The sequence below is a fragment of the Achromobacter sp. genome (genome assembly GCF_032102605.1).
In the GTDB taxonomy this organism is placed as follows: Bacteria; Pseudomonadota; Gammaproteobacteria; order Burkholderiales; family Burkholderiaceae_B; genus Achromobacter.
Map to the genome: position 1 here is coordinate 74,939 of NZ_DAMDGT010000009.1, position 25,703 is coordinate 100,641.

At 66.9% G+C, this 25,703-nt stretch carries 22 protein-coding genes; 8 read left to right on the top strand and 14 right to left on the bottom strand.

Features of this window, described 5'->3' with window-relative positions; translation table 11 throughout:
- Positions 1 to 164: 164 nt before the first annotated feature.
- The 5 genes from RT614_RS19960 to RT614_RS19980 are packed head-to-tail and all read left to right on the top strand — an operon-like array spanning position 165 to position 9,826.
- Positions 165 to 1,625, top strand: a complete 1,461-nt coding sequence (locus RT614_RS19960) for an N-acetylmuramoyl-L-alanine amidase (RefSeq protein WP_313623858.1) — start codon at positions 165 to 167, stop codon at positions 1,623 to 1,625.
- Between the two features lie 26 nt (positions 1,626 to 1,651).
- On the top strand, positions 1,652 to 3,688 hold the full coding sequence (locus RT614_RS19965) for a C1 family peptidase (protein ID WP_313623859.1): 2,037 nt from the start codon (positions 1,652 to 1,654) through the stop codon (positions 3,686 to 3,688).
- A gap of 21 nt (positions 3,689 to 3,709) precedes the next feature.
- Positions 3,710 to 6,652, top strand: coding sequence for a PAS domain-containing protein (locus RT614_RS19970; RefSeq protein WP_313623860.1), 2,943 nt, complete (start codon positions 3,710 to 3,712; stop codon positions 6,650 to 6,652).
- Between the two features lie 35 nt (positions 6,653 to 6,687).
- Entirely contained in the window at positions 6,688 to 8,352 is a 1,665-nt protein-coding gene (locus tag RT614_RS19975; RefSeq protein ID WP_313623861.1) for a CHAT domain-containing protein, read from the top strand.
- Positions 8,353 to 8,410: 58 nt separating this feature from the next.
- Complete coding sequence (locus RT614_RS19980; protein ID WP_313623862.1) at positions 8,411 to 9,826, top strand: hypothetical protein; 1,416 nt, start codon at positions 8,411 to 8,413, stop codon at positions 9,824 to 9,826.
- A gap of 12 nt (positions 9,827 to 9,838) precedes the next feature.
- On the opposite strand, the gene RT614_RS19985 is transcribed toward RT614_RS19980, so the two are convergent.
- From RT614_RS19985 to RT614_RS19995, 3 genes are all read right to left on the bottom strand, one after another.
- On the bottom strand, positions 9,839 to 10,615 hold the full coding sequence (locus RT614_RS19985; protein ID WP_313623863.1) for a fused MFS/spermidine synthase: 777 nt from the start codon (positions 10,613 to 10,615) through the stop codon (positions 9,839 to 9,841).
- A gap of 81 nt (positions 10,616 to 10,696) precedes the next feature.
- On the bottom strand, positions 10,697 to 11,116 hold the full coding sequence (locus RT614_RS19990; protein WP_313623864.1) for a universal stress protein: 420 nt from the start codon (positions 11,114 to 11,116) through the stop codon (positions 10,697 to 10,699).
- Complete coding sequence (locus RT614_RS19995; protein WP_313623865.1) at positions 11,113 to 12,123, bottom strand: TerC family protein; 1,011 nt, start codon at positions 12,121 to 12,123, stop codon at positions 11,113 to 11,115. Before RT614_RS19995 ends, RT614_RS19990 begins: the two co-directional genes overlap by 4 nt.
- A 145-nt stretch (positions 12,124 to 12,268) precedes the next feature.
- On the opposite strand from RT614_RS19995, the gene nhaR reads away from it, so the two are divergent.
- The gene (gene nhaR, locus RT614_RS20000) at positions 12,269 to 13,180 is read left to right on the top strand and encodes a transcriptional activator NhaR (protein WP_313623866.1); all 912 of its coding nucleotides are present in this window, start codon (positions 12,269 to 12,271) and stop codon (positions 13,178 to 13,180) included.
- A 94-nt stretch (positions 13,181 to 13,274) separates the two neighbouring features.
- On the opposite strand, the gene RT614_RS20005 is transcribed toward nhaR, so the two are convergent.
- The 3 genes from RT614_RS20005 to RT614_RS20015 all read right to left on the bottom strand — a co-directional run bounded on the left by RT614_RS20005 (position 13,275) and on the right by RT614_RS20015 (position 16,575).
- Entirely contained in the window at positions 13,275 to 14,096 is an 822-nt protein-coding gene (locus RT614_RS20005) for an IclR family transcriptional regulator (protein ID WP_313623867.1), read from the bottom strand.
- Between the two features lie 124 nt (positions 14,097 to 14,220).
- On the bottom strand, positions 14,221 to 15,558 hold the full coding sequence (locus RT614_RS20010) for an MFS transporter (protein WP_313623868.1): 1,338 nt from the start codon (positions 15,556 to 15,558) through the stop codon (positions 14,221 to 14,223).
- Positions 15,559 to 15,657: 99 nt separating this feature from the next.
- Complete coding sequence (locus RT614_RS20015; protein ID WP_313623869.1) at positions 15,658 to 16,575, bottom strand: SMP-30/gluconolactonase/LRE family protein; 918 nt, start codon at positions 16,573 to 16,575, stop codon at positions 15,658 to 15,660.
- 265 nt (positions 16,576 to 16,840) lie between these two features.
- On the opposite strand from RT614_RS20015, the gene RT614_RS20020 reads away from it, so the two are divergent.
- Complete coding sequence (locus RT614_RS20020; protein WP_313623870.1) at positions 16,841 to 18,067, top strand: alpha-hydroxy acid oxidase; 1,227 nt, start codon at positions 16,841 to 16,843, stop codon at positions 18,065 to 18,067.
- Here the strand turns inward: RT614_RS20020 and RT614_RS20025 are convergent.
- The 8 genes from RT614_RS20025 to RT614_RS20060 all read right to left on the bottom strand — a co-directional run bounded on the left by RT614_RS20025 (position 18,045) and on the right by RT614_RS20060 (position 24,607).
- Positions 18,045 to 18,920 carry an alpha/beta hydrolase gene (locus tag RT614_RS20025; protein WP_313623871.1) on the bottom strand — a complete coding sequence of 292 codons (876 nt, stop codon included), beginning with the start codon at positions 18,918 to 18,920 and terminating at the stop codon, positions 18,045 to 18,047. The genes RT614_RS20020 and RT614_RS20025 overlap by 23 nt on opposite strands.
- 20 nt (positions 18,921 to 18,940) lie before the next feature.
- Positions 18,941 to 19,861, bottom strand: coding sequence for an NAD(P)-dependent oxidoreductase (locus RT614_RS20030; RefSeq protein ID WP_313623872.1), 921 nt, complete (start codon positions 19,859 to 19,861; stop codon positions 18,941 to 18,943).
- Positions 19,862 to 19,894: 33 nt separating this feature from the next.
- Complete coding sequence (locus RT614_RS20035; RefSeq protein ID WP_313623873.1) at positions 19,895 to 20,665, bottom strand: class II aldolase/adducin family protein; 771 nt, start codon at positions 20,663 to 20,665, stop codon at positions 19,895 to 19,897.
- Positions 20,666 to 20,681: 16 nt separating this feature from the next.
- Positions 20,682 to 21,071 (bottom strand): carboxymuconolactone decarboxylase family protein, encoded by a 390-nt coding sequence (locus RT614_RS20040; RefSeq protein ID WP_313623874.1) that lies wholly within the window; start codon positions 21,069 to 21,071, stop codon positions 20,682 to 20,684.
- 116 nt (positions 21,072 to 21,187) lie between these two features.
- On the bottom strand, positions 21,188 to 22,189 hold the full coding sequence (locus RT614_RS20045; protein ID WP_313623875.1) for a tripartite tricarboxylate transporter substrate binding protein: 1,002 nt from the start codon (positions 22,187 to 22,189) through the stop codon (positions 21,188 to 21,190).
- Between the two features lie 26 nt (positions 22,190 to 22,215).
- Positions 22,216 to 22,923 carry a 4-carboxy-4-hydroxy-2-oxoadipate aldolase/oxaloacetate decarboxylase gene (locus RT614_RS20050; RefSeq protein ID WP_313623876.1) on the bottom strand — a complete coding sequence of 236 codons (708 nt, stop codon included), beginning with the start codon at positions 22,921 to 22,923 and terminating at the stop codon, positions 22,216 to 22,218.
- A gap of 18 nt (positions 22,924 to 22,941) precedes the next feature.
- Positions 22,942 to 23,883, bottom strand: a complete 942-nt coding sequence (locus tag RT614_RS20055; RefSeq protein ID WP_313623877.1) for a TauD/TfdA family dioxygenase — start codon at positions 23,881 to 23,883, stop codon at positions 22,942 to 22,944.
- 262 nt (positions 23,884 to 24,145) lie between these two features.
- A complete protein-coding gene (locus RT614_RS20060; protein ID WP_313623878.1) occupies positions 24,146 to 24,607 on the bottom strand; it encodes a DUF2501 domain-containing protein in 462 nt (153 codons plus the stop codon).
- Positions 24,608 to 24,898: 291 nt separating this feature from the next.
- Between RT614_RS20060 and RT614_RS20065 the strand changes: the two genes are divergently transcribed.
- Positions 24,899 to 25,687, top strand: a complete 789-nt coding sequence (locus RT614_RS20065) for an alpha/beta fold hydrolase (protein WP_313623879.1) — start codon at positions 24,899 to 24,901, stop codon at positions 25,685 to 25,687.
- The last annotated feature ends 16 nt before the right edge of the window (positions 25,688 to 25,703 follow it).

Genomic DNA, 25,703 nt, shown 5'->3' on the forward strand with positions numbered 1-25,703 from the left:
ACGGGGCCGGGTAATGCGCAAGCACCATTGCAAATTCAAGGATTAATACTTTCGGCTACTAGCAAGTCGGATGAGGTCCGCATATATATCCCTTCAATGGGCGCAGCATCATCGTCGTCATGTCGTCTGCCAAGAACACCGCGCCCGTTCCAAGGAGACCATCGATGGCACGATGCCCGTTTGCGACTTGGCGACCCATCTCCGGCTCGTCCGGACCTCATCTGGGCGGCCCCTTCAAGATCGTCCATCACACCACGGAAGGCAGCACCGCGCAGGGCGCGATGGATGCTTTCCGACGGAACCGATCCGACCCTCACTTCACCGTCGACGCCAGCACGATCTTCCAGCACATCGATACCGCGGAGGGCGCGCGGGCGCTGCGCAACGATCCCGGAGGCGCGCAGACCAACCGCGACTCCGCCGTGCAGATCGAACTGGTCGGCTTTGCGCATCTGCCGAAAGACAGCCGCGCGCTCACGAACCTGGCGCGACTGTGCCGGTGGATCGAACAGCAGCACGGCGTTCCGCGGCAATGGCCTTCCGGCCGTCCGTTGCCGGCCAAGAACGGCAAGGATCCCGGCGGACACAACCGCGACGCAGCGACGTGGGACTCAAGCAGTGGGCACTTCGGCCACTGCCACGTGCCGGAGAACACGCATTGGGATCCCGCCTACTCGGCCGCGGAGTCTGAATTCATCCTGGCGGCCACATTTACCGACGAAGGCGAACTGCTGTCGCCGGCCCCGCCTGCCAGGCCTGTCGGGAAGCGCGCGTCCAAGCCTGGCGCAACCCTGTCCACCATGCCTGACCACGGCGTCAACGCGGTCGGTATCCATGCCTATCTGGGCGAACTGCCATTGCAGACGCTGGAACCGCCGGGGATGCCGGTAGCCCGCCGCCGCGCACCGGCCAAGAGCGCGGGCGCCGTGCTGCGCGCGGGCAAGCCGGCCAGATCCGGCAGGCAGGCGGCCGCGCCGCAGGCCAGCGTCAATGCCGGCAGCCTGATGTCGTTCGCGGCCGGGCTGAACGACGAAGAAAGAGGCGACGTCCTCTATTCCCTGCAGTTGGCGCAGCGCGCCGCCAGCGCCGCCCACGACCGCTATACCAACACGCAGTCCTGGTACCAGTCGTACGTGGAGGTGCTGGACAACCTGGGCTGGACCAGCAGCCAGATGACGTTCACGCATTACGACGAGGACGAGAGCGAGTTCCGCATGGACGAGGTCGCCGTGGATCTGCTGCTGGCCGTCGCGCGGCGCGACCAGCTTGCCGTGCTGCAGCAGGCCGTCACCGCGCTGGGCACGCTGGCCGAGGACGACGCCACGGTGCAGCTCTTCGACTTCCATTCCTCATCCCAGTCGGGCGGCAATTTCCAGCTGGGCGCGGTGCAGCGCGAACGCAACGGCGTCCTGACGATGGCGCTGGGCGCCTATTACTTCCGCGCGCTCGACAGCCGCAAGCGTTTCCTGTTTGCCCAATGGGGTTCCCGGCAGGTGAACTTCTGGGCCTGCGCGCAACGCCTGACCCTGAACTCCGCCCTGTACGGGCAGGTGCGTGACGGCGTCCAGGCGAAGCTGTCCGCCGACGCGTCGCGCTATATCGCCAACCTCAAACTGGCGTCCTAGCAGCTCGTCCAAAGTGGGAGAACCCTATGGCGACCCGAAAAGCGGCAGTGCGCACGGCAAGCAAATCCGCGCCCAAGAAAAAGGGCAAGCGAGCCGCGAAGGCGGGCGCTTCTGCTACCGCGCCAGCCGCGCCGGAAGACCCGCGGCCCAAGACGCGCAAGCGCCGCAACCAGGACGAGAGCGCGCCCGCGCGCCCTTTCGAGCGGTCCGCCAAGCCCGATGCCTTCGACGCGCGCGACATGCTGTTCCGCGCCAACATCTCCGTCACGCCCAAGGCCGAAATGATCCCCGTGATCGGGCTGACGGTGAAGCACCAGGGCGAGACCTCGGCCTGCACGGGCTTCGCGTTGTCCACCGTGGTGGAGTACCTGCTGCGCAAGTCCGAACGCGATGCGCGCCCCGCGATCTCCCCGTTCATGCTGTATTCCATGGCCAGGCGGTACGACGAGTTTCCCGGGTCCACGACGGACAGCGGGTCCAGCCTGCGCGGCGCCCTGAAAGGCTGGTTCAAGCACGGCGCGTGCGTCCAGGCGCTGTTCCCGACCATGGAAATGCCGCCCGCAGCAAAGCGGACCGAAGACGACTGGTGGCTGGACGCCGTAAAACGGCCGCTAGGCGCCTACTACCGCATCGATACGCGCAGCATCGTCGAAATGCATGCGGCCCTGAACGAGGTGGGCATTCTTTACGCCAGCGCCGGATGCCACGACGGCTGGGATGCAGGCCATGGTATGACGGCCCACGAGGCCGCGGCCACGCCCATCACCGAGCCCTTCTGGGTCATCCCGACCACCGGCCAGGACACGGCCATCATGGGACACGCCTTCGTCATCGTGGGATACACCCAGGACGGCTTCCTGATACAGAACTCTTGGGGCGACGAATGGGGCACGCACGGCATGGCCGTGCTGACCTACGACGATTGGCTGCGCAACGCGATGGACTGCTGGGTGGTGCAGCTTGGCGTCGTCACGCAAGAGCACGAAAGGATCTCCAACAGCATCAGCCTGCGAACCGAAGGCAGGTCCGTCACGCTGGCCGCGGGCAAGGTGCTGCGTGACCGCGAGCTGACGCCCTTCATCGTCAACGTCGGCAACAATGGCGAGCTCAGCAACAGCGGCGCCTTCCGGACCACGCCGGACGACCTGCGCGCCATCGTCGACGTGCACATGGCCGCGGCGCGCGAGCGCTGGGGCCTGAAGGACAAGCCGATGGACGTCTGCGTCTACGCGCACGGCGGCCTGGTGGGCGAAGCAGCCGCCGCGGAGGCCGCCGCCGAATGGATACCGCTGCTTTACGAAAGCCAGATTTTCCCCGTCTTCCTGATGTGGGAGACCGATTTCATCACCACGGTGAAGAACATCATCCAGGACGCCTCGAACGACGTGCCGCGCACGACCGGCGGCATCGGCGATCGGCTGGAGCGGTGGTGGAACCAGCGCCTGGAACGCTGGCTGGCCCGCCCCGGCACGGTGATCTGGGGCGAGATGAAGCAGAACGCCGAGGCCATGAGCGCGCCGGCAAAAAATGGCGAAGACAAGGCCGCCATGATCATGCTCTACAGGCATTTCAGGTCGCACGTCGCCCGGGGCCGCGTGCGTCTGCACATCGTGGGCCATTCCGCGGGAGCCATCGTGGCCAGCCATTTCGTGCAGCGCCTGGCGGCGGATGGCGGCGAACTGGAATCGCTGAGCCTGATGGCCCCCGCCGTCACCATGAAGACCTTCCAGCAGCTTGTCGTCCCGGTGCTGAAGACCCGGGTGAAGCGCTACCAGCAGTTCCACCTCTCTGACCGCGCGGAAGAAGACGATCCCACCTGCGGCCCGTATCGGCGCTCGCTGCTGTATCTGGTCAGCGAATCGTTCGAGGGCGGCACCACCACGCCGCTGCTCGGCATGGAACGGTACTTCCGGGACGCCGGCATTCCTTGCGACGCCGTCCACGTTTCGCCGGAAGGCAGCCAATCCGCCTCCCGGACGCCGCCGGTGGCCTCCAGCACGCACGGCGGATTCGATAACGACAAGGGCACGCAGCAGCAGGTCATCGCGTTCATCAAGCGCTGATGCCCTGCGGAGGGCCTCGACATGACAGAGAGACAGGCAGAACCCTATCGCGAGGCTCCAGAGCTTCCAAAGAAACCGGCCGCGCGCGCGGAGGTTCCCGTCCCCGCCGCGCGGGCGCCCGAGGAAGGGGCGCGCGCCGCCGCGCCGGCCGAGCCTTCGCTGCCCAGGCCGCCCAGCCCGGCGCCGAGTCCCGCGCACGAGTTTTCCTTCTACGGCGAACCCGACGAGGTGTCTCGCGTCCTGTCGCAGGTCGGCGTGCCATGCCTGCTGCTGGCCGAATCCGGTGAGATCGTGGCGGCCAGCACCGCACTGCCGCCGAACCAGCACGACATCGCGGGCCTGCACGTCACGGAGGTCTACGGGCTGCGCAAGACGCCGCGCATGGGCGACGGGCCGATCGACGTCGTCTATCGCGACGCCGAGGGCGCGGGCGTGCCTGCCCAGCTCATCCCGATGTGCACGCTGGACAGCGGCGAGCTCATCGTGCTGGTCAACGACGGCGCTCCCTTCCGCCAGGCCGAATCGCATCGCTTCGAACGCACGCCCTACGCCGTGTTCCGGCTGGACATGCAAGGCGTCATCCACTTTGCCAATCCCGAGGCGGCGCGCACGCTGGGGCTGACGCGCGAGGCCCTGTGCGGCACCCGCATCACCTCGCACTTCCGGCCCGCCGACGCCGGGCCGGTGCAGCGCGCCATCCTGCGCTGCGTGCAGGACACCGAAGGCGACGCCATGGTGGCGGTGACCATCGCCATCCCCTCGCCCGAAGGCGACCGGCAGTGCGAACTGGTCATGACTCCCGACCCGGCCCCCAATGGCCGGTTGCTGGGTGTCATCGCCATCATCCAGTCCCGCACGCTGGAGTCCGCACGCGACGAGATCCGGCGCATCGCGCTGGATCCCGCAATCAGCGGGTGGCGATTGAAGCTGGATCGCATCCTCGAGCAGATCCGGCGCCTGGTGCCCTTCGAGCACGCGGTCTTCGGCATCTATGGCGGCGACGTGTCGTTGTTTCGCGCGATCGCGGTGCGGCCCGAGGGCGTGGAACTGTGGCCCGCGCGGTGGATGGACCTGCCGCCCACGATCCGGGCCTTCCTGGATTCCGGCCGCACGTGGGTCGAAGAGACCAACGCCTTCGTCAAGGAAAACATGCCCGAGCCCGGCAACGAGGTCGTGCGCTGCTATCAGGACCTGGGCATCCAGGCGTCGGTCACCCTGCCCGTCACGCGCGCGGGCGGCTACAGCTCCGCGCTGAGCCTGTGTTCGCGCACGCCCGGCTCGTACGGAGAGCGCCACCTGGAGATCCTGCGCGCGCTGGACCTGGAACCGGTGCTGATGCGCTTCGAAAAGGAACGCGACGATGAGCGGGCCGAGTTCGCGGACTCGCTGCGGCGCGAGGTGATGGCGGCGGCATCGTTGCGCGAAGCGGCCGACGACATCATCGTCCAGCTTGCCCAGCATTTTTCCTGGGACCACGTGGCGCTGTACCGCGTGAACCGGCAGGACGACCGCTTCGAGGTCGTCACGCAGCACAGCCTGGCGCCGGCGTACGCCTTGCCGGCCGGCTATCAGCAGCCCACCGCGAACGGCATGCTGGGCGCCACGCTGGCGAATGGATGCCTGCTGGCGGTCGACGACATCGGCAATCCCGCCTACGCGCAGCATGGCTACGGCGGCCCGAAACGACCGTTGCGTTCCGCGATGACCGTCCCGATCCACCTGAACGGCCGGATCCGCTGGCTGCTCGACGTGGAGTCTTCGGTGTCGCATGCCTTCAAAGGACCGGATCTCGACGATCTGCGGCAGATCATCGCCTCGCTGGAGGAGGGTTTGGCGCAGCACCTGCTCAGCCAGACAAAGCAGAGCCTGATGGCCGAAACCGAGCAGGCCGTGGTGTTCGTCGGCCGCGAAGGCGGGATCATCGAAATGAACCGCGTGGCGACCGACATGCTGGGTCCGGAGCCCCGGCCCGCGCGCAACCGCGCCGGCTCCCCGTCCATCACGGACTACGCGTTCCCGGACGACGAGGCCACGCTGGGCGTGCTCACGTCCGGCTTCACCGTGAAGCGCGAACGCATCGAACTGCTGGACGGCGGCGGCAAGCCTCGCTCCGTGCTGGCCACCCGAACCGACCTGGACCCCAGCCTGGACATGTCGATCTGGTTCTTCACCGACATCGCGGACCTGGACTGGGCGCGCGACCTGCGCTACCTGCGAGAAACGGTGGCCGAAGTCGCCAGGCAGACCCGCACCTCCCTGTCGCTGGCGTGCAATCTCACGTCGCAGACGGTGCTGCTGCATGACGACGCGCGGCAGGGAACGCCCGCCGAGGTGGTCGCAGCGCAGGCGCAGGACCTTGGCCAGCGCATCGTGGCCGAGATCGGCAAGGCCGACATTACGTTCGAGCGTCTGGCGGGCGCCAGCGAATCGCGGCGGCGCGCCCGGGCCCTGCACAGCGACGTCGAACTGGGCGCGCGCCTGAACGACATGATCGCCGCCCTGCCGGCCCGCGACCAGCGCCGGATCGTGCTGAGCAACCACACCGCCTCGCGCGACGGCCCCACGGTGTCGGGCGACGCGCAATCGCTGGGCGCGGCGTTCAGGTCCATGGTCGACTATCTATTGCGTTGCCGCAACGCCGACGACGCCCGCGTCACCATCGATCTGGACGCGGGCCCTGACGGCTGCACGGTGCGCTTCGGCCTGAGCGATGAACAGGTGTGGGACACCGACCAGCCCGTCCACGCCGTGCCCGACGACGCCTTGCTCAACGCGGAGCGCGCGGCGCATGACGGCGCCAGCATCGCCATCACGCAGATCCAGGAAACGATGATCGATCACGGCGGCGCGCTGGTTACGGACCCGCCGCTGACGGGCGAGCCGATGGAGCCGACGCAGGCCTACGAATCCGTCACGCCGCCGTGGCGCTCGTTCGCGCTGATCCTTCCCTTGCGGATCGGCTAAGGGCCGCGCACTCGCCCAATCATGGGACAGCCATCATGGAACAACCCGCCGCCGGACCCAACTACATCCTGCTGGCCAGCATGAACGACGAGCATGAGGACGACTGGGCCAACAACATCGACCAATTGCATCGCCACGTGCAGCAGTATCCCGCCATCGCGCCGTTCGTGGGCGCGGAGCTGCGCCGCCGCACCACGCTCGAAAGCGCCAAGGCCCAGATGACGAGCTGGGAGGACGCCACGCCGCGTATCGAGCCCCGGCTGGCGATCATCGACGCCAGGCTGGGGTCTTCCGCGAACAAGCGCGGCAAGCCCGGCGCCGCCGCCGTCGAACTGCTGGAGTGGATCGCCAAGCGCTCGTCCGTTCCCCTGCTGGTGCTGGCGGTCGACCCGCCGGAACTCGTGCAGCGCTACGTGCTGGAGCGGCCGGAAGTGTTCATGTGGACGAGCGACGCGAAGGGCGCCGTCAACAGCGGCGCGGAAGTCGCCACCGTGCTGACCTGCCTGACGCCGCTTGCGCCCAAGCGCCGGCGCAGGCTCATCATCCGCGTGGGCGAACACTCGATCACCTACCGCATGCAGATGGGCCGGCACGAGTATTCGTCCCAGGACATGCCCTACAAAGAACGCGACCGGATATCTGCATTGGTGGGGCGCATCGAGACCTTCAGCCCCTACCTGGGCGAAACCAAGGCGCCGCAATGGCTGAAAGACCTGAGCGGCGTGGGCGAGGACGTCTTCAGCGCGATGGTCACCCATAGCCTGGGCGCGCCCATCGCCAAGCTCATCCAGCGTGCCCGCGACGAAGAAGTGTCGCCCGGGGTCGGGGCGTTCGCGGGGCTGGACCTGCGGTTCGAGTTCAACCTGGCCAGCCAGGAGGTGTCGCGTCTGTTCAACCTGCCCTTCGAGATGGGCCGGGAGTTCGGCGCCGACAGCGGGCGGTACCTGTGCCTTGAGCTGCCCATGGCCCGGCGCCTGCACGTGGACGGCACGGCGCCCGCGCCTCGATGGGAATCGGACTCGCGCGCGCCCGGCCAACCCGTGCGCCTGTTGTTCATGGACGCCAGTTCGGTGTTCGGCGCCGTCACGTTCCGGCGCGAAGATGGCGGGGCGGCGCTGCCCGCCATGGAGTTCGGCCCGCTGCAATCGGTGGCGCGCGAACGCGAGCATCTTGCCGAACTGGCGGCGCGCACGCCGGGCAACCTGCTCATCGACAACGTTCGGGAAGCGGACGAGACCGGGCTTGTGGGCGCTGACCTGCAGCGACGCATCGAGGAACGGCTGAAGACCGGCAACTACGACATCTTCCACTTTGCCGGGCATTCCGTATCGGCCAATGAAAGCACGATGCTGGTGCTGCCGGGCGAAGACGGCGAAGCGTGGCAACTGTCCATCCGGCTGATCGGCCAGTGGATGGAAGCGGGCAAATGCAAGCTGCTGGTGCTGTCGTCATGCAGCGGCGCATCGGTGCGGACCGCGCTGGAAGTCATGCGGGCCGGCGCGGCCGGCGTTCTCGCCTTCCGCTGGCAGGTCGAGGAAGAATCCTGCGCGCGCTATATCCAGCGGTTTTATGACGTCTACCTGGACGCCGCCCAACCCAAGGGACTGGCCGAAGCCTATCGCTATGCCTGCAAGGCCGCCCAGGGCGACGCGGGCGACCTGCCGACGTGGGCGTCGGCGATGGCCATCGTGCGCGACTGAGCGCGCCGGCTTGCACGCATCCCTTCCCGGACGCCGCCGACAATCACAAGGAGCTTTCATGGACTCTCTCATCGGCATGTTGCGCGGCATCGGCGGCAAGGCGGCAGGCGGCGACGGCGCGGGCGCACTGCTGCCCACCGTACCCGCAGGGCGCAACTTCTACGCGGAGATCGAACCGCCGCCAGCCGATGCTGCGGCAGCCGATGCTGCGGCAGCCGGCGCTGCGGCGTCCGGAGCTGCGTCGGCGGGCGCTCCGGCTCGCGGCGCTGCGCCTGCCCACCTGGACGGGTCCGCCTTCGTGCCCGGCCAGTGCTACTTCAGCGTCCGGCTGGTGGAAATGCGCCTTTGCGAGGCCGGCAACTACCTCAGCCAGTTCCTGCCGCTATGCACGTTCTTCCTGCGCTATGGCGCGGCCGGCGCCAAACGCGAAATCCCCTACATCGTCGGCTACGACCTCATCCAGCAGGCGCTGGGCGCCGCGGCGCCCGAGGCGGGCGCCCGCCGCGTGGCCTTTCGCGACGTCTACGTCGCCCGCAACGTGCCGTACGCCAGCGATGGGCTGGAGATGTATGCCGCGCTATGCCGGTTTGCCGACAGCAGCCTGTGCCGCGGCATCCTGGACTTCGTGTCGACCGCCGTGACGGTGCTGGGCGGCCCGGCGGGCGGCGCCATCGTCAAGACGGGCGAAAGCCTGCTGACGCCGCTGGCCAAGTTGTTCGGCACCGACGGCGTCAGCGTGCGCTTCGGCGTATTCGACGGCGATGCGCTGCGCCGCAGCGGGTATCGCGTCCTGGCGGGCGCGGACTCCCAGGACAGGCTGGCCGGCCTTCAGCTCATCGACGGCGTGCTGCACCGCCAGCAGGGCGCGGGCAAGCCGGAACCCGTGAACGACGTGGACTATCTGGTGCTGGCCTTCGAACAGCGCAGCACCCTGGGCGCGGACATGTTCGCGGCGGCGACGGCGCTGCCGTTCCATCACCTCTGGAAAGACGTATCCACCGCCTTGATCGGCAACAATCCCGCCGCCGCCACCGCCGCCTACCAGTCCCTGCTGATCGCGGTCGCGGAATCGCCGCAGCTCATCGACTCCGACCGCTTCGCGCTGCTGACAGCCTACGCGGCGCAGCGCGGCGCCTGGGAGGCCGCCAGCGCGCAGACCGGCCTGCGCACCCGCGGCGCAGGCAAAAGCCTGGCGACCGCCATGACGGACCGCGTGAACGCGCGCGGCAAGGCGGATCCCGTGTCGGAACTGCTCAAGGCGGCCAGGAAGCAGATCACCCCGCCACCCGCGGCCGCCGGGCAGGCCAGGGAGGCGCAGGCGGCGCTGGAAGACACGGCGGTCGCGCAGGCGGTGTCGAACGTGGTGGAGGCGCTGGGCGCGAAAGACGGCGTTACGGCGCCCGCCGCGGCGCCACAGGCCTTGTCCCGCGCCACGCGCGAACTGCTCGCCATCATGCTGAGCGACGTTCCGTAGCGGCCGCTTAAGTTATCTAAGCTCCAACGTCGCCCCGATCACACGCAGCGTCGGCATCAACTGGCGCCACGCGTCTTTCGGGATCGATGCCGGGCGCGTCAGTTGCGCCGCGGCCGGGTCGTCCAGCAGGTTGCCTTTGCAGGCGAACACGATGCTGTTGGTCATGTCTTCGTCCACCACTTCGAACATCGACGATCCGAATGCCGCGCGCACACGGTCCAGGTAGTCGTGGTGGTTGGGGTGATTGACGTGGAAATTGATCACCAGGATGCCGTCGTCGCGCAAGGCGCGGTGGCAATCCGCGTAGAACTCGGCCGAGCACAAGGCGTCGGGAATTCCGCCCGCCACGAAGCCGTCCAGGAAGATCACGTCCGCCTGATCGGACACCCCGCGCAGGTGTTCGGCCGCATCGGCGTGGATGACCTGGAAGCGGTCGCTGTCGGGCGGCACCATGAAGGCGTCGCGCAGCGCGATGACGGCCGGGTCGATTTCGACCACCGAGATCCGCGCGGCCGCCAGATAGCGATGGCAGAACTTGGGCAGCGATCCGCCGCCCAGCCCCACCATCAGGATGTGCGCCGGCTCGGGCTTGAACAGCACGAAACCCATCATCATCCGCGTGTACTCGATCTCCAGGGCATCCGGATTGAGCACGGACATGCTGCTCTGGATCTCCTGCTGCGTGAAATGCAGCGTGCGACGCGTGCCGGAATTCTGGACGAAAGGCCTGTGCAGGCTCGGCGGCGGCTCCGGAAGCGGGTTATCGGCGGAAATGGGGACGTCGGACATGGGCGGGCATGCAGGATGGAAGAATCCGACAGAAGATACCATCCCGACGCCCGTCAGCAGGGGCGCGCCCTGCGTGGTCCGCTAGACCAGCATCACCGGACAAGGCGAATGCGCAAGAATGCGTCCGCTGACCGACCCGCGGATGGCGTTCAGCAGCGGGCTGTGATGATGCGAGCCGATGACGATCGCGCCCGCATTGATCTTCTTGGCATAGTCGACGATCTTGTCCGGCGTGAACCCGACGAAGCCATGGCATTCGTGTCCGACGTTGCCCGCGGTAAGGATGTCCACCACCGACCGCATCGCCTTGCCGCTTTCCTCGTTATGCCAGGCCGCAATTTCTTCCTTGTCGATAAAGGACCTCACGTCGCCGCCCACGTCAGGCTCGCAATGCACCACGTGGACGACGAAGTCCCGGTTCAGCAAGGGGCTTGCCACCAGGAAGCGGGCGGCCGCGTCGCTGTATTGGGACCCGTCGGTGGCGAGGATGATCGTGTTCATGGCAGACCTCCGGTTTGTGACTTCTTGGCCTCGGGAAGCGCGGACTTTGCCGCTCCCCGGCCGGGCAGGACCCAGCTTGCGCCAACCGACGCCAGCAGGATCAGGCCCACCACCCCAAGCGACCAGTGCACCGGCACGTGCACCCACTGCTCGGCAAGCATCTTGCCGCCGATGATGACCAGAATCGATGCAAGGCCATACTTGAGGTAGTGGAACCGCGCCACCATGTCCGCCAGCAGGAAATACAGCGCCCGCAGGCCCATGATGGCAAAAATGTTGGACGTAAAGACGATAAACGGATCCTTCGTGACAGCAAAGATAGCGGGGATGCTGTCCACGGCGAATACGACGTCCGAGGCCTCGATCACCAGCAGCACGACGAACATCGGCGTCGCATGGCGCAGGCCGTCGATCCGCACGAAGAACGACTGCCCGTGATAATCCTTCGTGATCCGCATCGTGGACCGCAGGAAACGCACCAGCGGATTGCGCGCGATATCCGGCTGGCGTCCGGCGGTGAACAGCATCTTCAAGCCGGTGAAAACCAGGAACGCACCCAGCACGTAGAACATCCACGCGAATTTGGACAGCAGCCACACGCCGGCCAGGATCATGCTCACCCGCATGACGATGGCGCCCAGCACGCCGTAGAGCAATACCCGGCGCTGCAATTCCAGCGGCACCGCGAAATAGGTGAAGATCAGCGAAAACACGAACATGTTGTCCACGGACAGGGACAGTTCGATGAGGTAACCCGTGTAGAACTCCAACACCTTCTGGTGAGCCACGGGCCGACCGAGCGTGGCGTCCAGATACCACCACATCAGGCCGCCGAACAGCGTGGCCAGCGACATCCACGCAAACACCCAGCACAGCGCTTCCCGGGAAGACACGCGGTGGGCCCGGCGCCCGCCGAGCGCAAACAGGTCCAACGCCAGCACGACCAGCACGAATCCCACGAACCCTATCCACATCGGCAGCGTGGCAAAGGTCTCGACCCGGTTCATCCAGTGACTCCTTGCATCGCGCCACGTCGGCTAAGCGATCGCCGGTGGCGCGCGGAAACTGCATGAGGCCAGTCTAGTGCGGGTCGATTCCTCCAACAATTCGCATATGATGAACCGATAGTCAGATTTTTTGGATTGATCAGCCATGGTCACTCTCAACTACAAGCATCTGCGCTATTTCTGGATGGTGGCCAAGGCCGGCAGCATCGCCCGCGCGGCGCAGCAGCTGCAACGCACGCCGCAGTCCATCAGCGGCCAGCTCCAGGAACTCGAATCCACGCTGGGCACCGAGCTCTTCCGGCGCGCCGGGCGCGGGCTGGAACTGACGGACGTCGGACGCCACGCGCTGGCCTACGCCGACCGCATCTTCACCATGGGCGACGAACTGCTGGACGACCTGCGCAACCGTCCCGCGCGGCGGGCGCTGGAGTTCAAGGTGGGCGTCGCCGAAGGCATGCCCAAGGCCATGGTGTACCGGATGATCGAGCCCGCGCTGAACCTGGACGAAGACGTGCGGCTGATCTGCCGCGAAGGGCGGCTTCCCTTCCTGCTGGCGGACCTGGCCGTGCACCGGTTCGACATGGTGATTGCAGACCGCCCCATGCCAGGCAATCTGAATGTTCGAGGTTTCAGCCACCTGCTGGGCGAGTGCGGCCTGACCTTTTTCGGATCTCCGCAGCTGCTGGAACGCCTGCCGGGCACGTTTCCCGCGCTGCTCGACCAAGCCCCGTTCCTATTGCCCGGCGAGGACGCCGCGATCCGTCCGCGGCTGTTGCAGTGGTTCGACGAAAACGACATCCGCCCGCGCATCGTGGGCGAATTCGACGACAGCGCGTTGATGAACTCGTTCGGCCAGACCGGCGCCGGCCTGTTCGTGGCGCCGGCCGCCACCGCGGCCTACCTGTGCAAGCAGTACCGCGTGCGCGTCATCGGGCACGCCGACGGGGTGAAGGAACAGTTCTACGCCATCACCACCGACCAGCGCTTGCATCACCCGGCGGTGGTGGCGCTGAGTCGCGCGGCGCGCAAGGATATCTTCGGCCGCGCCCGCGCCTGATGGTCAACACTTGATGGTCACTGCTTGATGGTCAGCCCGAGACGGGTTCCGCTTGAAAGTCTCCGCCTGTCGGCCGCCGTTCAATGAATGCCGTTCAATGGATGCCGCATTCCACGGCGCCGGCCTCGAGCTGTCCCGCCGTTTCCGTCAGCCGCTCGTGCAATTCAGCCAGGCGCGATTCCCCGTGCGCTTCCGGCGTGCCGATCAGACAGAGCGCCGCAAAGGCGTGGCCGGCGGCCGCGCGCACCGGCACGCCGTAGGCGTACGAGTTCGGAACGACATATCCCAGATTGACGCCGAAGCCGTGCTCGTCGGACTTCAGCAGCATTTTCTGCAGCGCATCCAGGCGAGTCGTACCGTGCCGCTTGATTTCCTGGTTGACGTTGTCCGCCAGCACGGCGCGCGCGGCGTCGGGCGGCAGCGTCTGCAGGATCGCCACGCCGCCCGCCGACGTGAACAAAGGCCGGCGCGTTCCCGGGTAGACCATCGCGCCCGTCATCTTGACCGTGCCCGCGCGCACGCTACAGACAAATTCGCTGCCGCTGCGATATTGGAACAGCGCGATGCCCGCCATGCGGCGCGCGAAGCCGTCCACGATGCCTTCCGCGCAGCGTTGAAACTGCGCATGGGCCGGCAGCGCCAGGCCCAGCTCATACATCATCGGGCCGGGCAGGTAGTGCCGGTCATTGCTGCGCTGCTCCAGCAGACGTTCCTCGACCAGGCAGGCCAGCATTCTGTGGACCGTCGCCTTGTCCTGCCCGCAGGCGACCGCCAGGTCAGACAGCCGCCAGCCCACTTGCGGGCGCGTCGCCACCATGCGCAGCAGCTTGATGCCGCGGGAGAGGCTCTGCGTTCCCGCCCGTGACGGCGGCGCAGCGCATGACGTCATGGGCATCGGGAGGTCGGCAAGGTTCATGGCAATCTGTCTTCTGGCTGTTGTTATCCATTCGCAGCATATGCTTACTCCACCCCTTCGGCCGCCAGCAATTGGGGTTTGCCTGGCCGGCCGCGCCTGGCCGGCCGCACCTGGCCGGCCGCATCTACCCGCCTGTCGTCGCCTTGCCGGTCGCGGAAGGGCTCAATGCCGGTCCAGGCGTTGCAGCCGGCGCCGTCGGCTGCATGAAGTGGGCGCAGATCGAAGCCAGGATGCCAGCCCCGCCCACGTAATACGCAACGGACGTCAGGTCTCCGTACCGCGACACCAGCGCCGTCGCCAGGATCGGGGCAAGGCCGCCGCCGATCGCCGCGCCGAACTGTATGCCGATCGACAGCCCCGAATACCGCAGATGCGCGGGAAACTGGGCGCTGTAGAAGGCCGCCTGCGGCGCATACACCAATGGGTGCACCAAACCCAGCGCGACGATGAGCGCAAGGTCCAGGTTCAATGTACTGCCGCTTTCCACCAGCGAGAACAACGTAGAGATCGTTATCGCCATCGCGATGCCGCCGACCCGCGCCACATTGCGCCCGTCGACTCGCGAGCACAGCCAGCCGGCCAGCACCATGCCGATCACCTGGCAGATCGCGCCGATCATCAAGGCCCGTATCGTGTCGCTGCGGGTAAAGCCAAGCTTGATCGCGTACGACACCATGAACACCGTGACGATGTAGTACAGCGTCACTTCACCGAGCTTGTTGCCGATGGTCAGCAACAGCGTTTTGGTGTGCTCGCGCGCCAGCTCCAGCGACGGCACGGTCACGGCCTGCTTGCGTTGCTGCACTTCGAGGAATTCCGGCGTCTCGGGAATGGACGAGCGGATGTAATAGCCGCCCACGACCAGCAGCACGCTTGCCAGGAACGGCAGGCGCCAGCCCCATTCCAGGAAGCTGCTCTCGGGCAGCTGCGTCACCAGCGCGAACGACGCCGAGGACAGCACCAGCCCCATCGGCACACCCGCCAACGGCAGCGCGCCCAGGATGCCTTTCCATTTGGGCGGCGCATGTTCGACCGCCATCAGGATCGCGCCGCCGAACTCGCCGCCGAAGGCGACGCCTTGCATCATGCGCAACAGCACCAGCAGGACGGGCGCCCAGGCCCCGATGGCCGCGTAGCTGGGCACCAGGCCAATACCCACCGTGGCCAGCCCCATCAGGATCAGGCTTAGCGACAACATGGTCTTGCGCCCGATGCGGTCGCCGTAGTGTCCAAACAGGATGCCCCCGAACGGCCGCGCCAGCAGGCCCGTGGCGAACGTGCCGAACGATGCGATGGTGGCGATGGTGGGATCGAGGTTCGCGAAGAACACCGTCCCGAACACCAATGCCGAAGCCGTGCCATAGGCAAGAAAGTCGAAGCCTTCGATCGCCGATCCCACCACCGCGGCAACGCACACGCGCCATAAGGCGGGCCGGTCGGTCTTTTCCGTGGTTTTGCTCATGATGTCTCCTTTGGTCGTTGGTCCCTGGCATGGCGCGCGCGCCTGCCGGTTTTTCTTGGTATCGCGTTCCCGCCGCGCGCAGCCGCGGCGCCAGGCGCGTCAGCCGCCGTAGTTCAAGGCGAGGCCAGGCGCATCCCAGTCCAGTTCGATCAATTTGCCCGTCAGCGACAGCGTCACGTACGCCTTGCGCATGCCCGGTCCGCCGAAGCAGATGTTGGTGGGATAGCGGTCCGGCATGTCGACCTGGCGCAGCAGGCGGCCATCGGGCGCAATCACGGTGATTTTTGCGGTGATCAGCGTGCCGATGCAGATGCTGCCGTCGGCCTGCACGGCCAGGCTGTCAAAGCGCTGGTAGCCCGGCAGCCCACATACCAGGCGCGCGCCATTGGGCGAGGGGAATCCGCAATGGCTGACCTTGCCGGGTTCCAGTACGTCATAGGCCCACAGCCGCGCCGTCTCGGTTTCCGCGACATACAACGTGCGGCCGTCGGGCGACAACCCGATGCCGTTGGGATTGGCCAGCGGATGCGCGACCTCGCGGATGTGGCTGCCGTCCGGCAGCGCGTAGTAAATCGACCCGATGTCGCGGCTGTGCTTGCGGATCTTGCCGAAGTCCGTGAAATAGAAGCCGCCGTGCGCGTCGAACACCAGGTCGTTCGGCGCGGAAAGGGGCGTGTCGCCGCATTGCGTGTACAGCGTCGTCACGGCGCCGTTCGCGGGGTCCACGCGCTGGATAGAGCCTGTCTTGTAGTCCGCCGGCAGCTCGCCGTGGATGACGCGGGTCTCGCCGTCCACCTCGCGCACCAGGAAGCCGCCGTTGTTGCAGACGTAGAGCGCGCTGTCTGGGCCTGCCGCCATGCCGTTGGGCCCGCCGCCTGTCGCGGCCAGCACCGACACCTGGCCGTCCGGCCCGACCCGGGAGATGCGACCGGCCGCTATCTCCACCACGCACACCGAGCCGTCGCGCATCGCGACCGGACCTTCGGGAAATCTCAAACCGCTGGCCAGAACCTTCATGACGCCGCTACCTCATTTCGGAGTGATGGGAAGGCATCTTTCGCGTCGCGCAACGCTCGCATGCCCAGGGGGAGTCCGGCTGATGGTATCCCCAAGCCCCGCACGAATCCGCCGCCGCGCGGGCGGTTGTTTCACATGCTGAACCTTGCGCCGGGCAGCCGGCGGACGCGCCGGAATATTCAACATGTGAAATTGCCGCAGGTCCGCGCCGGCGCCGCCCGGCGGGCGGACATTAAGGTATGGCGTCCCTGTTTGGAGTCTTTCGATGAATATCCAATCCGCCATCAATCTGGACGACCTGCGCCGCATGGCGCGCCGGAAACTGCCACGCATCGCCTTCGACTTCATCGATGGCGGCGCGGACGACGAGCGCGGCATGGCGCGCAACCGCGAGGCTTTCGGCCGCCACGCCCTGGTGCCGCGCTACCTGCGCGACGTCAGCAAACTGGACCAGTCGGTTGCGTTGTTCGGGCACCGCTACGACAGCCCCATCGGCATCTCTCCAACCGGCCTGGCCGGCCTGTGGCGCCCCGACGCCGACCTGATGCAGGCGGCCGCCGCGCGGCAGGCCAACGTGCCGTTCCTGCTGTCCAGTTCCAGCAACGCATCGCTGGAAGAAGCCATCGCCATTGCGCCCGACCACGTCTGGTTCCAGATGTATTGCACCCGCGACGAACGCATCAACGCCGACCTGGTGCAGCGCGCGATACGCGCCAAGGTCCGCGTACTGGTCCTGACCGTGGACGTGCCCGTCAACGCGAACCGCGAACGCAACCGGCGCAACGGATTCTCTCGGCCGTTCCGCATGACGCCGGCGGTGGTGCTGGAGGCGCTGGGGCATCCCGCCTGGGTGCTGCGCTACCTGCGCACGGGCGGCATTCCCATGATGCGCAACTGGCAGCCCTATGCGCCCGCGCAGGCAGACGCCGGCCAGGTGGCCGACATGTTCGGGACGTTGACGCCAGCCCCCATGGTCAGCTGGGACCACGTCGACCGCATACGCCAGGCCTGGCCGGGACCGATGATGATCAAGGGCCTGATGCATCCGGACGACGGGCGGCTGGCGATGGAGCGGGGCGTCGATGGCATCGTGGTGTCCAACCACGGCGGGCGCCAGCTGGACGCCGCGCCTTCGCCCATCGAGATGCTGCCTTTGATGCGCCAGGCCGTGGGGCCCGACGCCACCCTGATCGTGGATAGCGGCGTGCGGCGGGGGTCGGACCTGGTGATCTGCCGGTGCCTGGGCGCCGATTCCGCCATCTTCGGCAGACCGTCGCTGTATGGCGTTGCGGCGGCGGGGCAGGCGGGCGTGGAGCGCGCCCTGCAGATCGTGCGGCAGGAAATCAACATGGTCCTGACGCAGCTTGGTTGCGCCCGATACGAAGCGCTGGATGCCAGCTACCTGTTTGCCCCGCCGGCGCAGGCGCAGGCGGCCATGGACGCCGCCGCCCCGCTGCGCGCAACACCCGTCACATTGCGCCAAACCGCTTGATGAATGCGGCGATGTCGCCGGTCGCCTCTGCCGAGGCGGCCGCATCCGGCTGCTTCGTGATGAACCCTTCCGCCTGGTCCCGGTACAGCCGCACCTCCACCTCGCCACCGGCCTTGCGGTAGGCGTCGATGAATCGCTCCAGGTGCGCGCGCGGATGGACGATGTCCGCATCGCCCTGCACGCACAGGATGGGCGGCAACGCCATGGCCTCTCCGCGTTCCAGCGCCACGGCGGGCGCGCCTTCCTGCATGGCGTCTTCGCTCAGCCAGTATTTCTCGTGATCGGGGATCACCCGGTCCAGCGCGGCAGGATAGGGCTGGCCGCCATCACGCGCTGCCTTCGCGTATCGATAGCGGCCGATCGGATCGATCACGGGCCAGCACGCAACCACGAACGCCGGGCGCGCGTCCTGCCCCGCGCCGTCCGGCAGCGCATGCACGCCATAGCGCCGATCATCCGCGCGCAGCGCCGCCAGCACCGCCTGATGCCCGCCGCTGGACACGCCCATGACGCCGACCAACCCTGCCTGCGAATTCCAGCGCCCGGCGTTCGCCTTGAAATACCGCAGCGCCAGATTGATGTCGCACAGCGACGCCGGATAGGCACCCTGCGGCGGCATGCGGAAATCCAGGGCGGCCACCACCACGCCTTGGCCCGCCAGCGCCAGATTCAACGCGTGTTCGTCCTGCCGGCTGCCGCGGCACCACGCGCCCCCATGGATCTCCAGCACCATGGGAAACGGCCCGTCGCCTTCGGGGCGGTACACCGTCGCCATCAACGGCAATCCGTCCACCCGCAGGTATTCCACATCCTCGACCGCCACGCCGGCGATCTCGCTTGCAACGTCTTCCATGTTCATTCCTCGTTTGTCGTTCATGCCGCCGCGGCGCGCGGCTGCGCGGACTTTCCGCGCACCTCGACGCCCGCCCATTGCTCGATCGTCTTGACGATGGTGGTGGTGTTCTCGTTGGGCCCGATCTGCAGGACGGTCTGCATCCACAGCCGGTCCACCGCGGTTCCGACCCACATCGGCACCTGCATCGCCTCCGCCATTTCCATGCACAGCTTCAGGTCCTTGCGCATCAGGGCGTTGGAAAAGCCGTTGTCGAACGTGCGCGGCAACACGAACTTCGGAAACCGTTCTTCCGTCGATGTATTGCGCCCCGACCCCTTGTTGAGCACCGTGAGCATCACCTCGGGGTCCAGGCCGGCCTTCACGCCCAGCACCATCGCTTCGGACACGATGGCCATGTGCGTGGCCGACAGCACGTTATTGATCAGCTTCAGGCTTTGGCCCATGCCCGGGGCGTCGCCCACCACTTCGACCTGGCCCAGGTTTTGCAGGATCGGCAGCGCCTGCGCGACATCGTTCGCGGCGCCCGCTGCCATCAGCACCAGCTTGCCGGTGGCGGCTCCCGCCACGCCGCCCGACACCGGCGCGTCGACCACGCCGATCCCCTTGGCGGCCAGCGCCGCGCCGATTTCCCGCGCCACGATCGGTCCCGTGGTCGACAGGTCCACATACAGCTTGACGCGTTCGCCGCCGATCAGCCCGTCCGGCCCCGTCACGACCGCGCGCACGATGTCCGGCGTGGGCAGGCTGACCAGGACGATGCGCGCCGTGTCCGCGACTTCGCGCACCGATCCGGCCGCCTTGACGTCACGGCCGGCGAATTGCGCCAGCGCCTCGGGACGCACGTCGTGGATGACCAGGGAATGCCCGGTATCCAGCAGGCGCATCGCCAGCGGCGCGCCCATGCTGCCCAGGCCGATGAATCCAATGGGTTCGCTCATATCGATGTCTCCTTGTGTCGATGTTTGTGGGGTTCAGTCCTGGTAGGACGGATCGCGACGGTCCAGATAGCGCCGCATGGCCGGCCATTCAAGTACGCCGTGCGGGCGGCGCACTTCGGGCCGGTACAGGTGCTCGGTCCGCTTCACGACCTCGGGATCGGCCAGGTTCAGCTCGGTGTTGCAAGCCATCGCGTCCACCTGCGCGCGGCACGCCATTTCCAGCCAATAGATGGTGTTGAAGGCCTGCGCGATATCGGCGCTGGCGACCAGCAGGCCATGATTGCGCAGCACCATGGCATCGCCCTTGCCCAGGTCGCGCACCAGGCGCTGGCGTTCCTCCAGGTCGATGGCCGGACCCTCGAAGTCGTGATACGCGATGCTGGCAAAGCGCATCGCGGTCTGCGTCAGCGGCAGCAAGCCGCACTTCAAGGCCGACACCGCCATGCCCGCGCGCGAATGCGTGTGGACCACGCAGTGCACGTCGGCGCGCGCCGCATGCACCGCGCCATGAATCACATAGCCGGCCTGGTTGACGCCATAGGTCTCGTTCGGGTTGAACAGCACCTTGCCCTCAAGGTCTATCGTGATCAGCGACGACGCGGTGATCTCTTCGTACATGTACCCGAAGGGGTTGATCAGCAGCTTGCCCTTTTCGCCGGGAATGCTGGCGGTGATGTGGTTGTAGACAAGATCGCTCATGCCGAACAGCGGCATCAGGCGATAGGCCGCGGCCAGGTCGACACGAGTTTTCCACTCGGCTTCGGACACGGCGTCCCGGGTTTTCAGGGTGGATGCGCAGGGCATGGCTGTGGCTCCCGGGCTATGGCTGTGATGAGGTCGTTAGCAGTTCGGCGAAGGCCTCCCGCGCGGTCCTGAATGCATCGACGCCCGCCGGCACGCCGCAGTACACCGCAGCCTGCAACAGGATCTCCTGCAGCTCGCCGCGCGACAGGCCGTTGTTGATCGCCCCCTTGATATGCAGCTTCAACTGCTGCGGGCGATTCAATGCCGTCAGCATGGCCACGTTGATGACGCTGCGCGTGCGGCGGTCCAGGCCCGGCCGGTTCCAGATCTCGTTCCAGCAGTATTCGGAGACGAACTCCTCCAGCGGCCGGCTGAAGTTGTCGGCATTCATGGACGTGGCGACATGCGTCGCGCCCAGCACTTCGCTGCGGGTCCGCAGGCCCGCCTCAACGGCATCTCGGTTCATCGTGGTCTTCTACTCGGAGTGTTTCGGGAATGGCCAGTCTAGGTATCGGCTGGCCATTGCGCGCTGGCTTCGAACCGCGAAAGTTCAGCTTGTGAAACTTCGACGCACGCCGCGGCTCAATCGGCCCGGATATTGGCTTTTGCGATCAGCTCGCGCCATTTGCGCGTTTCGGCGCCCTGGTAGTCGCTGAGCTGCCGTTGCGATCCTCCGCCCACCGAGCCGCCCTGGTCCTTGATCCAGGCCACCAGCGCGGCCTGCTTCAAGACGGCGTCGATATCGGTGGTGAGCCTTGCGGCCAGGTCCGCGGACATGCCGGCCGGCGCGTAGATGCCCCACCACGCCGTCACCTCGAAGCCGCCGAGTCCCTCGGCTTCGCCCACCGCGGGCACATCGGGCAGCGCGGGCAGGCGCTGGGCGCTGGTGACGCCCAAGGCGCGCGCGCTGCCGGCCTGCACATAAGGCAGCATCACCGAGCTGTTGTGAAAGAGCACTTCGTAATGCCCCGCCAGCAGGTCCGACGCCATCTGCGCGCTGGACTTGTATGGAATGGCCTCCATCTGCAGGCCGGTCATGTCCTTCAGCAATTCGGCGGACAAATGCGGCGTCGTGCCCACGCCCGGATGCCCGTAGCGCAGCTTTCCCGGATTGCGCTTGCCATAGGCGATCAGCTCGCCCAGCGTCTTGGCCGGAACCGACGGGTGCACCACCAGCAGGTTCGGCATGTACATCATCATGGTCAGCGGCTGGAAGTCGTTGACCGGGTCGTAGGGCAGGCGCATCAGGCTGCCGCCCACCGACATCGCGCCGCTGGTGCTGACCAGCAGCGTGTATCCGTCGGGCGCCTGTTTGGCGGCGCGTTCCGTGCCGATGACGCCGCCCAGTCCCACCGCGTTCTCGATGACCACGGGCTGATGCCACCGCGCGCCCAGTGCGCTGGCGATCTGCCGGCTCATTGCGTCCGGGCTGCTGCCGGCCGCGGCGGCGACGATGAGCTTGACCGGGCGCGCCGGATAATCCTTCGCGGCGGGGGCCGCCTGGGCCCACGCCCGCGCGGGCAGGGCCGTGGCCAGCGCACAGGCCAGCGGCGCCAACAGTATCCTGCGGCGATTCGTTTGCATGGTCGTCTCCTCGTTGCGCCCGTCGATCAGTCGTCGAAGGCTGCGTTCGTTTCTTCTATCTGCAGGCGCGCATAGGCGGTTGATGCGCCGCTCAGTTCCCATACGGACGCGCCCGCCTTCACGCGCCCCGCCACGTCCTCTTCCTTCTGCATCTTCGCGATGGCGGCGTCGACGATACGCGGCGCCTCGTCGCGCGGCACGCGGACCACGCCGTCGCCATCCGCCACGATGAGGTCGCCGGGCCGGATCTCGACGCCCTCGCAAACGACGGGCGCATTGACGGATCCGTGGCCGTTCTTGTCGGGATGCATCGGCCAGATGTGCGTGGACCACACGGGCAATCCCAGCGCGCGCACCTGGTCCACGTCGCGCACGCATCCCTGCACCACCACGCCCGCCAGGCCTTTTTCAAGCGCGTAGCGCGTGGCCAGGTCGCCCCACTGCGCGCCCGACAGCTCGGCCTGGCAGACGACGACCAGCACGTCGCCCGGCTGCGCGAGGTACAGCGCGCGATGCATCATCAGGTTGTCCCCAGGCCAGCAGTACGCGGTCACGGCGGGCCCCGCGATGCGCCGTTGTCCTTCGGCGATGGGCCGCATGCGGGCCCCCAGCAACGCCGGACGGCCGGCGACGCCCATGGCCTCATGCACGTCGGCCACCGTGACGCCCTGCGCCTGTTCAACCACGGCGGCGTCCACGCGATTCACCTTCAGGAATACCTTGGATTGGTTCATGAGCGTTGCCTCTCCTTGTCAGGCTTGCGGTACGCAGTAGTCGTCGGCGGACAGCCGGAACGTGGTGCGTTTCATCAGGCGCGGCTGATCAAGCCGCATCGGGTCGCGGCGGTGCATCGTGCAGCCGTTGTCCCACAGCATCACGTCGCCGTTGCGCACCCGGTGGCGGTAGGTCACGCTGGCGTGTCCGCCTGTCTCGAACAGCAGGGGCAGCACTTGCGCGTTCTCGTCCGGTGTCAGTCCTTCGACGGACACCAGCGTGGTCGGATCCGCGTACAGCGCCTTGCGGCCCGTCCTGGGATGGGTCAGCACCAGCGGGTGACGGGCATCGGGCAGCGCCAGCATGGCGTTCGCCTTGGCCGCGTCCTTCAATTCCAGAGTGTTCAGCGCGGCATAGCGCTTGGCGTAACGGTAGGTGCCCATGCGCCCGGCAATGCGTTCCTGCACGTCGCGGCTCAGTCGATCCCAGGCGCCGTACTGGTCGGCCCAATACATGTCGCCGCCCTCGACGGGGACTTCCACGCCGTAGAGAATGGCCCCGGTGGCGGGTCGAAGCTGATAGGTCTGATCGGAATGCCAGGCCACGTCCTCGCCGCCGGCAAAGCCCCCGACATGCCGTCCGTCCGCATATTTCAGGGTGCTGAAGTAGATGACTTGCTCGTGGTACGGCGACTGGATGTCTTTGCGGAACGAGGCGTCGCAGACGCCAAAATGCTCCGAGAACCGCACCAACTCCGGCTCGTCCAGCGCCTGGCGCCGGAAGATCATGACCGGATACTGCGTCCAGATGTCCTTGAGTTGGCGGATCGCTTCCGGATCGTCGACGATGTCGGCGATGGCGGCATGCACCTGCACGGCAAAAGCCGCATGCAGGGCGGAAACTGGCAGGGCGGGCACGATGGCGTTCTCCCATTCCAACGGATCGAAGGGCTGCGCACGCGCAACGCGCAGCAGGCCCATTCACCATAAGCGCGCACGCGCGTTCTGCGCCGGTCGCGGCCATGCGTCGTTTCACATGTTGATATTTCCGCGAGGGTCGGGGCGGATTCCTGCTGGAAAGGGGAAGCCGGGGGATGGCGCCCGAGACGGGCGATTTCCGCCGAACGCGCAGGTCCGGGGGGAAGGCCGGCGGCCGCCAGCACAGGCTGGCCGGCCGCGGAAAGAAGGCGGCTAAGCCGCCAGGTATGGGCCTGCACGCTTGCAGGCCTGCAGGCCTGCAGGATTACAGGAACGATTTGGCGTGCTTCAGGACCTGGTCGCAGGCCTTGCGGGTAATTTCTTCCTTCAAGCCGCCGCCGCTCAGATCGACGGACTTGCCGTCGCTGCCATTCAGCATGCCCTGTATGCCGGCCAGGTAACCCGAGTCGGATTTGGCTTGCGTCGGGTTGCCCGATACCTTGCCCAGCAGTTTGTCCTTCAGGGCCGCTGCATCGCCGCCCGCCAGGTAGTTGTTCTTCGCGCAGAATTCCAGTACGCCGGCCGCATTGCCGGCCGTGGCGGGAGTCAGCGACGAAAGCGGCAGGCTGTTGCCCAGGCCCTGCATGATGCCGCCCGATCCGGACTGGCTGGATCCGCCCATCTGGCCCTTCACGGCGTCAATCCACTGCGCATGCGCGGCCCCGGCGAAACACTGCGCGGCAATCAGCGCGGCGACGCCAGCAATATGGCGGACTTGGAATTTCATGACTTGCTCCTGGTGCTGTGAATGACTGCGGCCATCGTAGCGGCGGGGCGCGGCCGGGCGGCGGGCACGCGGGGCGCTCAATGCGACAAATCATGAGCACCTGAAGTCACGTCCCAAGGGCGTCGTAGCAATTGAATTCGTAACGTCACCGGTCTGATACGAGCCGGGGGTTGCGGACCCGTTTTTCACTGTCGAGCCCCCGTATGCCTACGCTACTATTCCGGGCTGTCCCCGCCCGGCGGCAGCCTGGCTGCACAGGCGCCCGAGCCATTCATTTTGTGAGAGCCCAAGATGTCGTCCGTCGAGTCCCAAGATGTTTTCGTTCCCACCGGAAGCGGCCAGATCTTTGCCCGCCGCTGGACGCCGGACGCCCCCGGCGCGAATGAAGCGCCCATCGTGCTGATGCATGATTCGCTGGGATGCGTGGAACTGTGGCGCGACTTTCCCCAACAGATTGCCGCCGCCACGGGGCGCGCCGTCATCGCTTATGACCGGCTGGGCTTTGGCCGCTCGGATCCGAACGCCGCCACGCTCGCCCCGGATTTCGTCGTCCGCGAGCCGAACGAGGGCTTTCGCGCCGTCCGCGAAGCCCTGGGCATCGACCGCTACGCCGTCTTCGGCCACAGCGTGGGCGGCGGCATGGCCATCGCCAGCGCGGCGGCTCACGGTAACGCGTGCCAGGCGCTGATCACCGAATCGGCCCAGGTCTTTGCCGAAGCGCGCACGCTGGAAGGCATCCGGCAGGCGCGCGTTTCTTTTGCGCAGCCGGGGCAGCTCGACCGCCTGAAGAAATACCACGGCGAAAAGGCGGCGTGGGTGCTGAGCGCTTGGATAGACACCTGGCTGTCGCCGGAATTCGCCGACTGGACGCTGGACGCGGAGCTGGCCAGGGTCGCCAGCCCGGCGCTGGCGCTGCACGGCGACAGCGACGAGTACGGATCCACCGAGCATGCCGAGCGCATTTCCCGCCTGGCCGGCGCGCGCAAGGTCATCTACGCGCAGTGCGGCCACGTGCCGCATCGCGAAATGCCCGAGCAGGTGCTTGAGACCGTCTCGGGCTGGCTCGCGGGCCTGGCCTGACGCGCCGGGTCTCCCG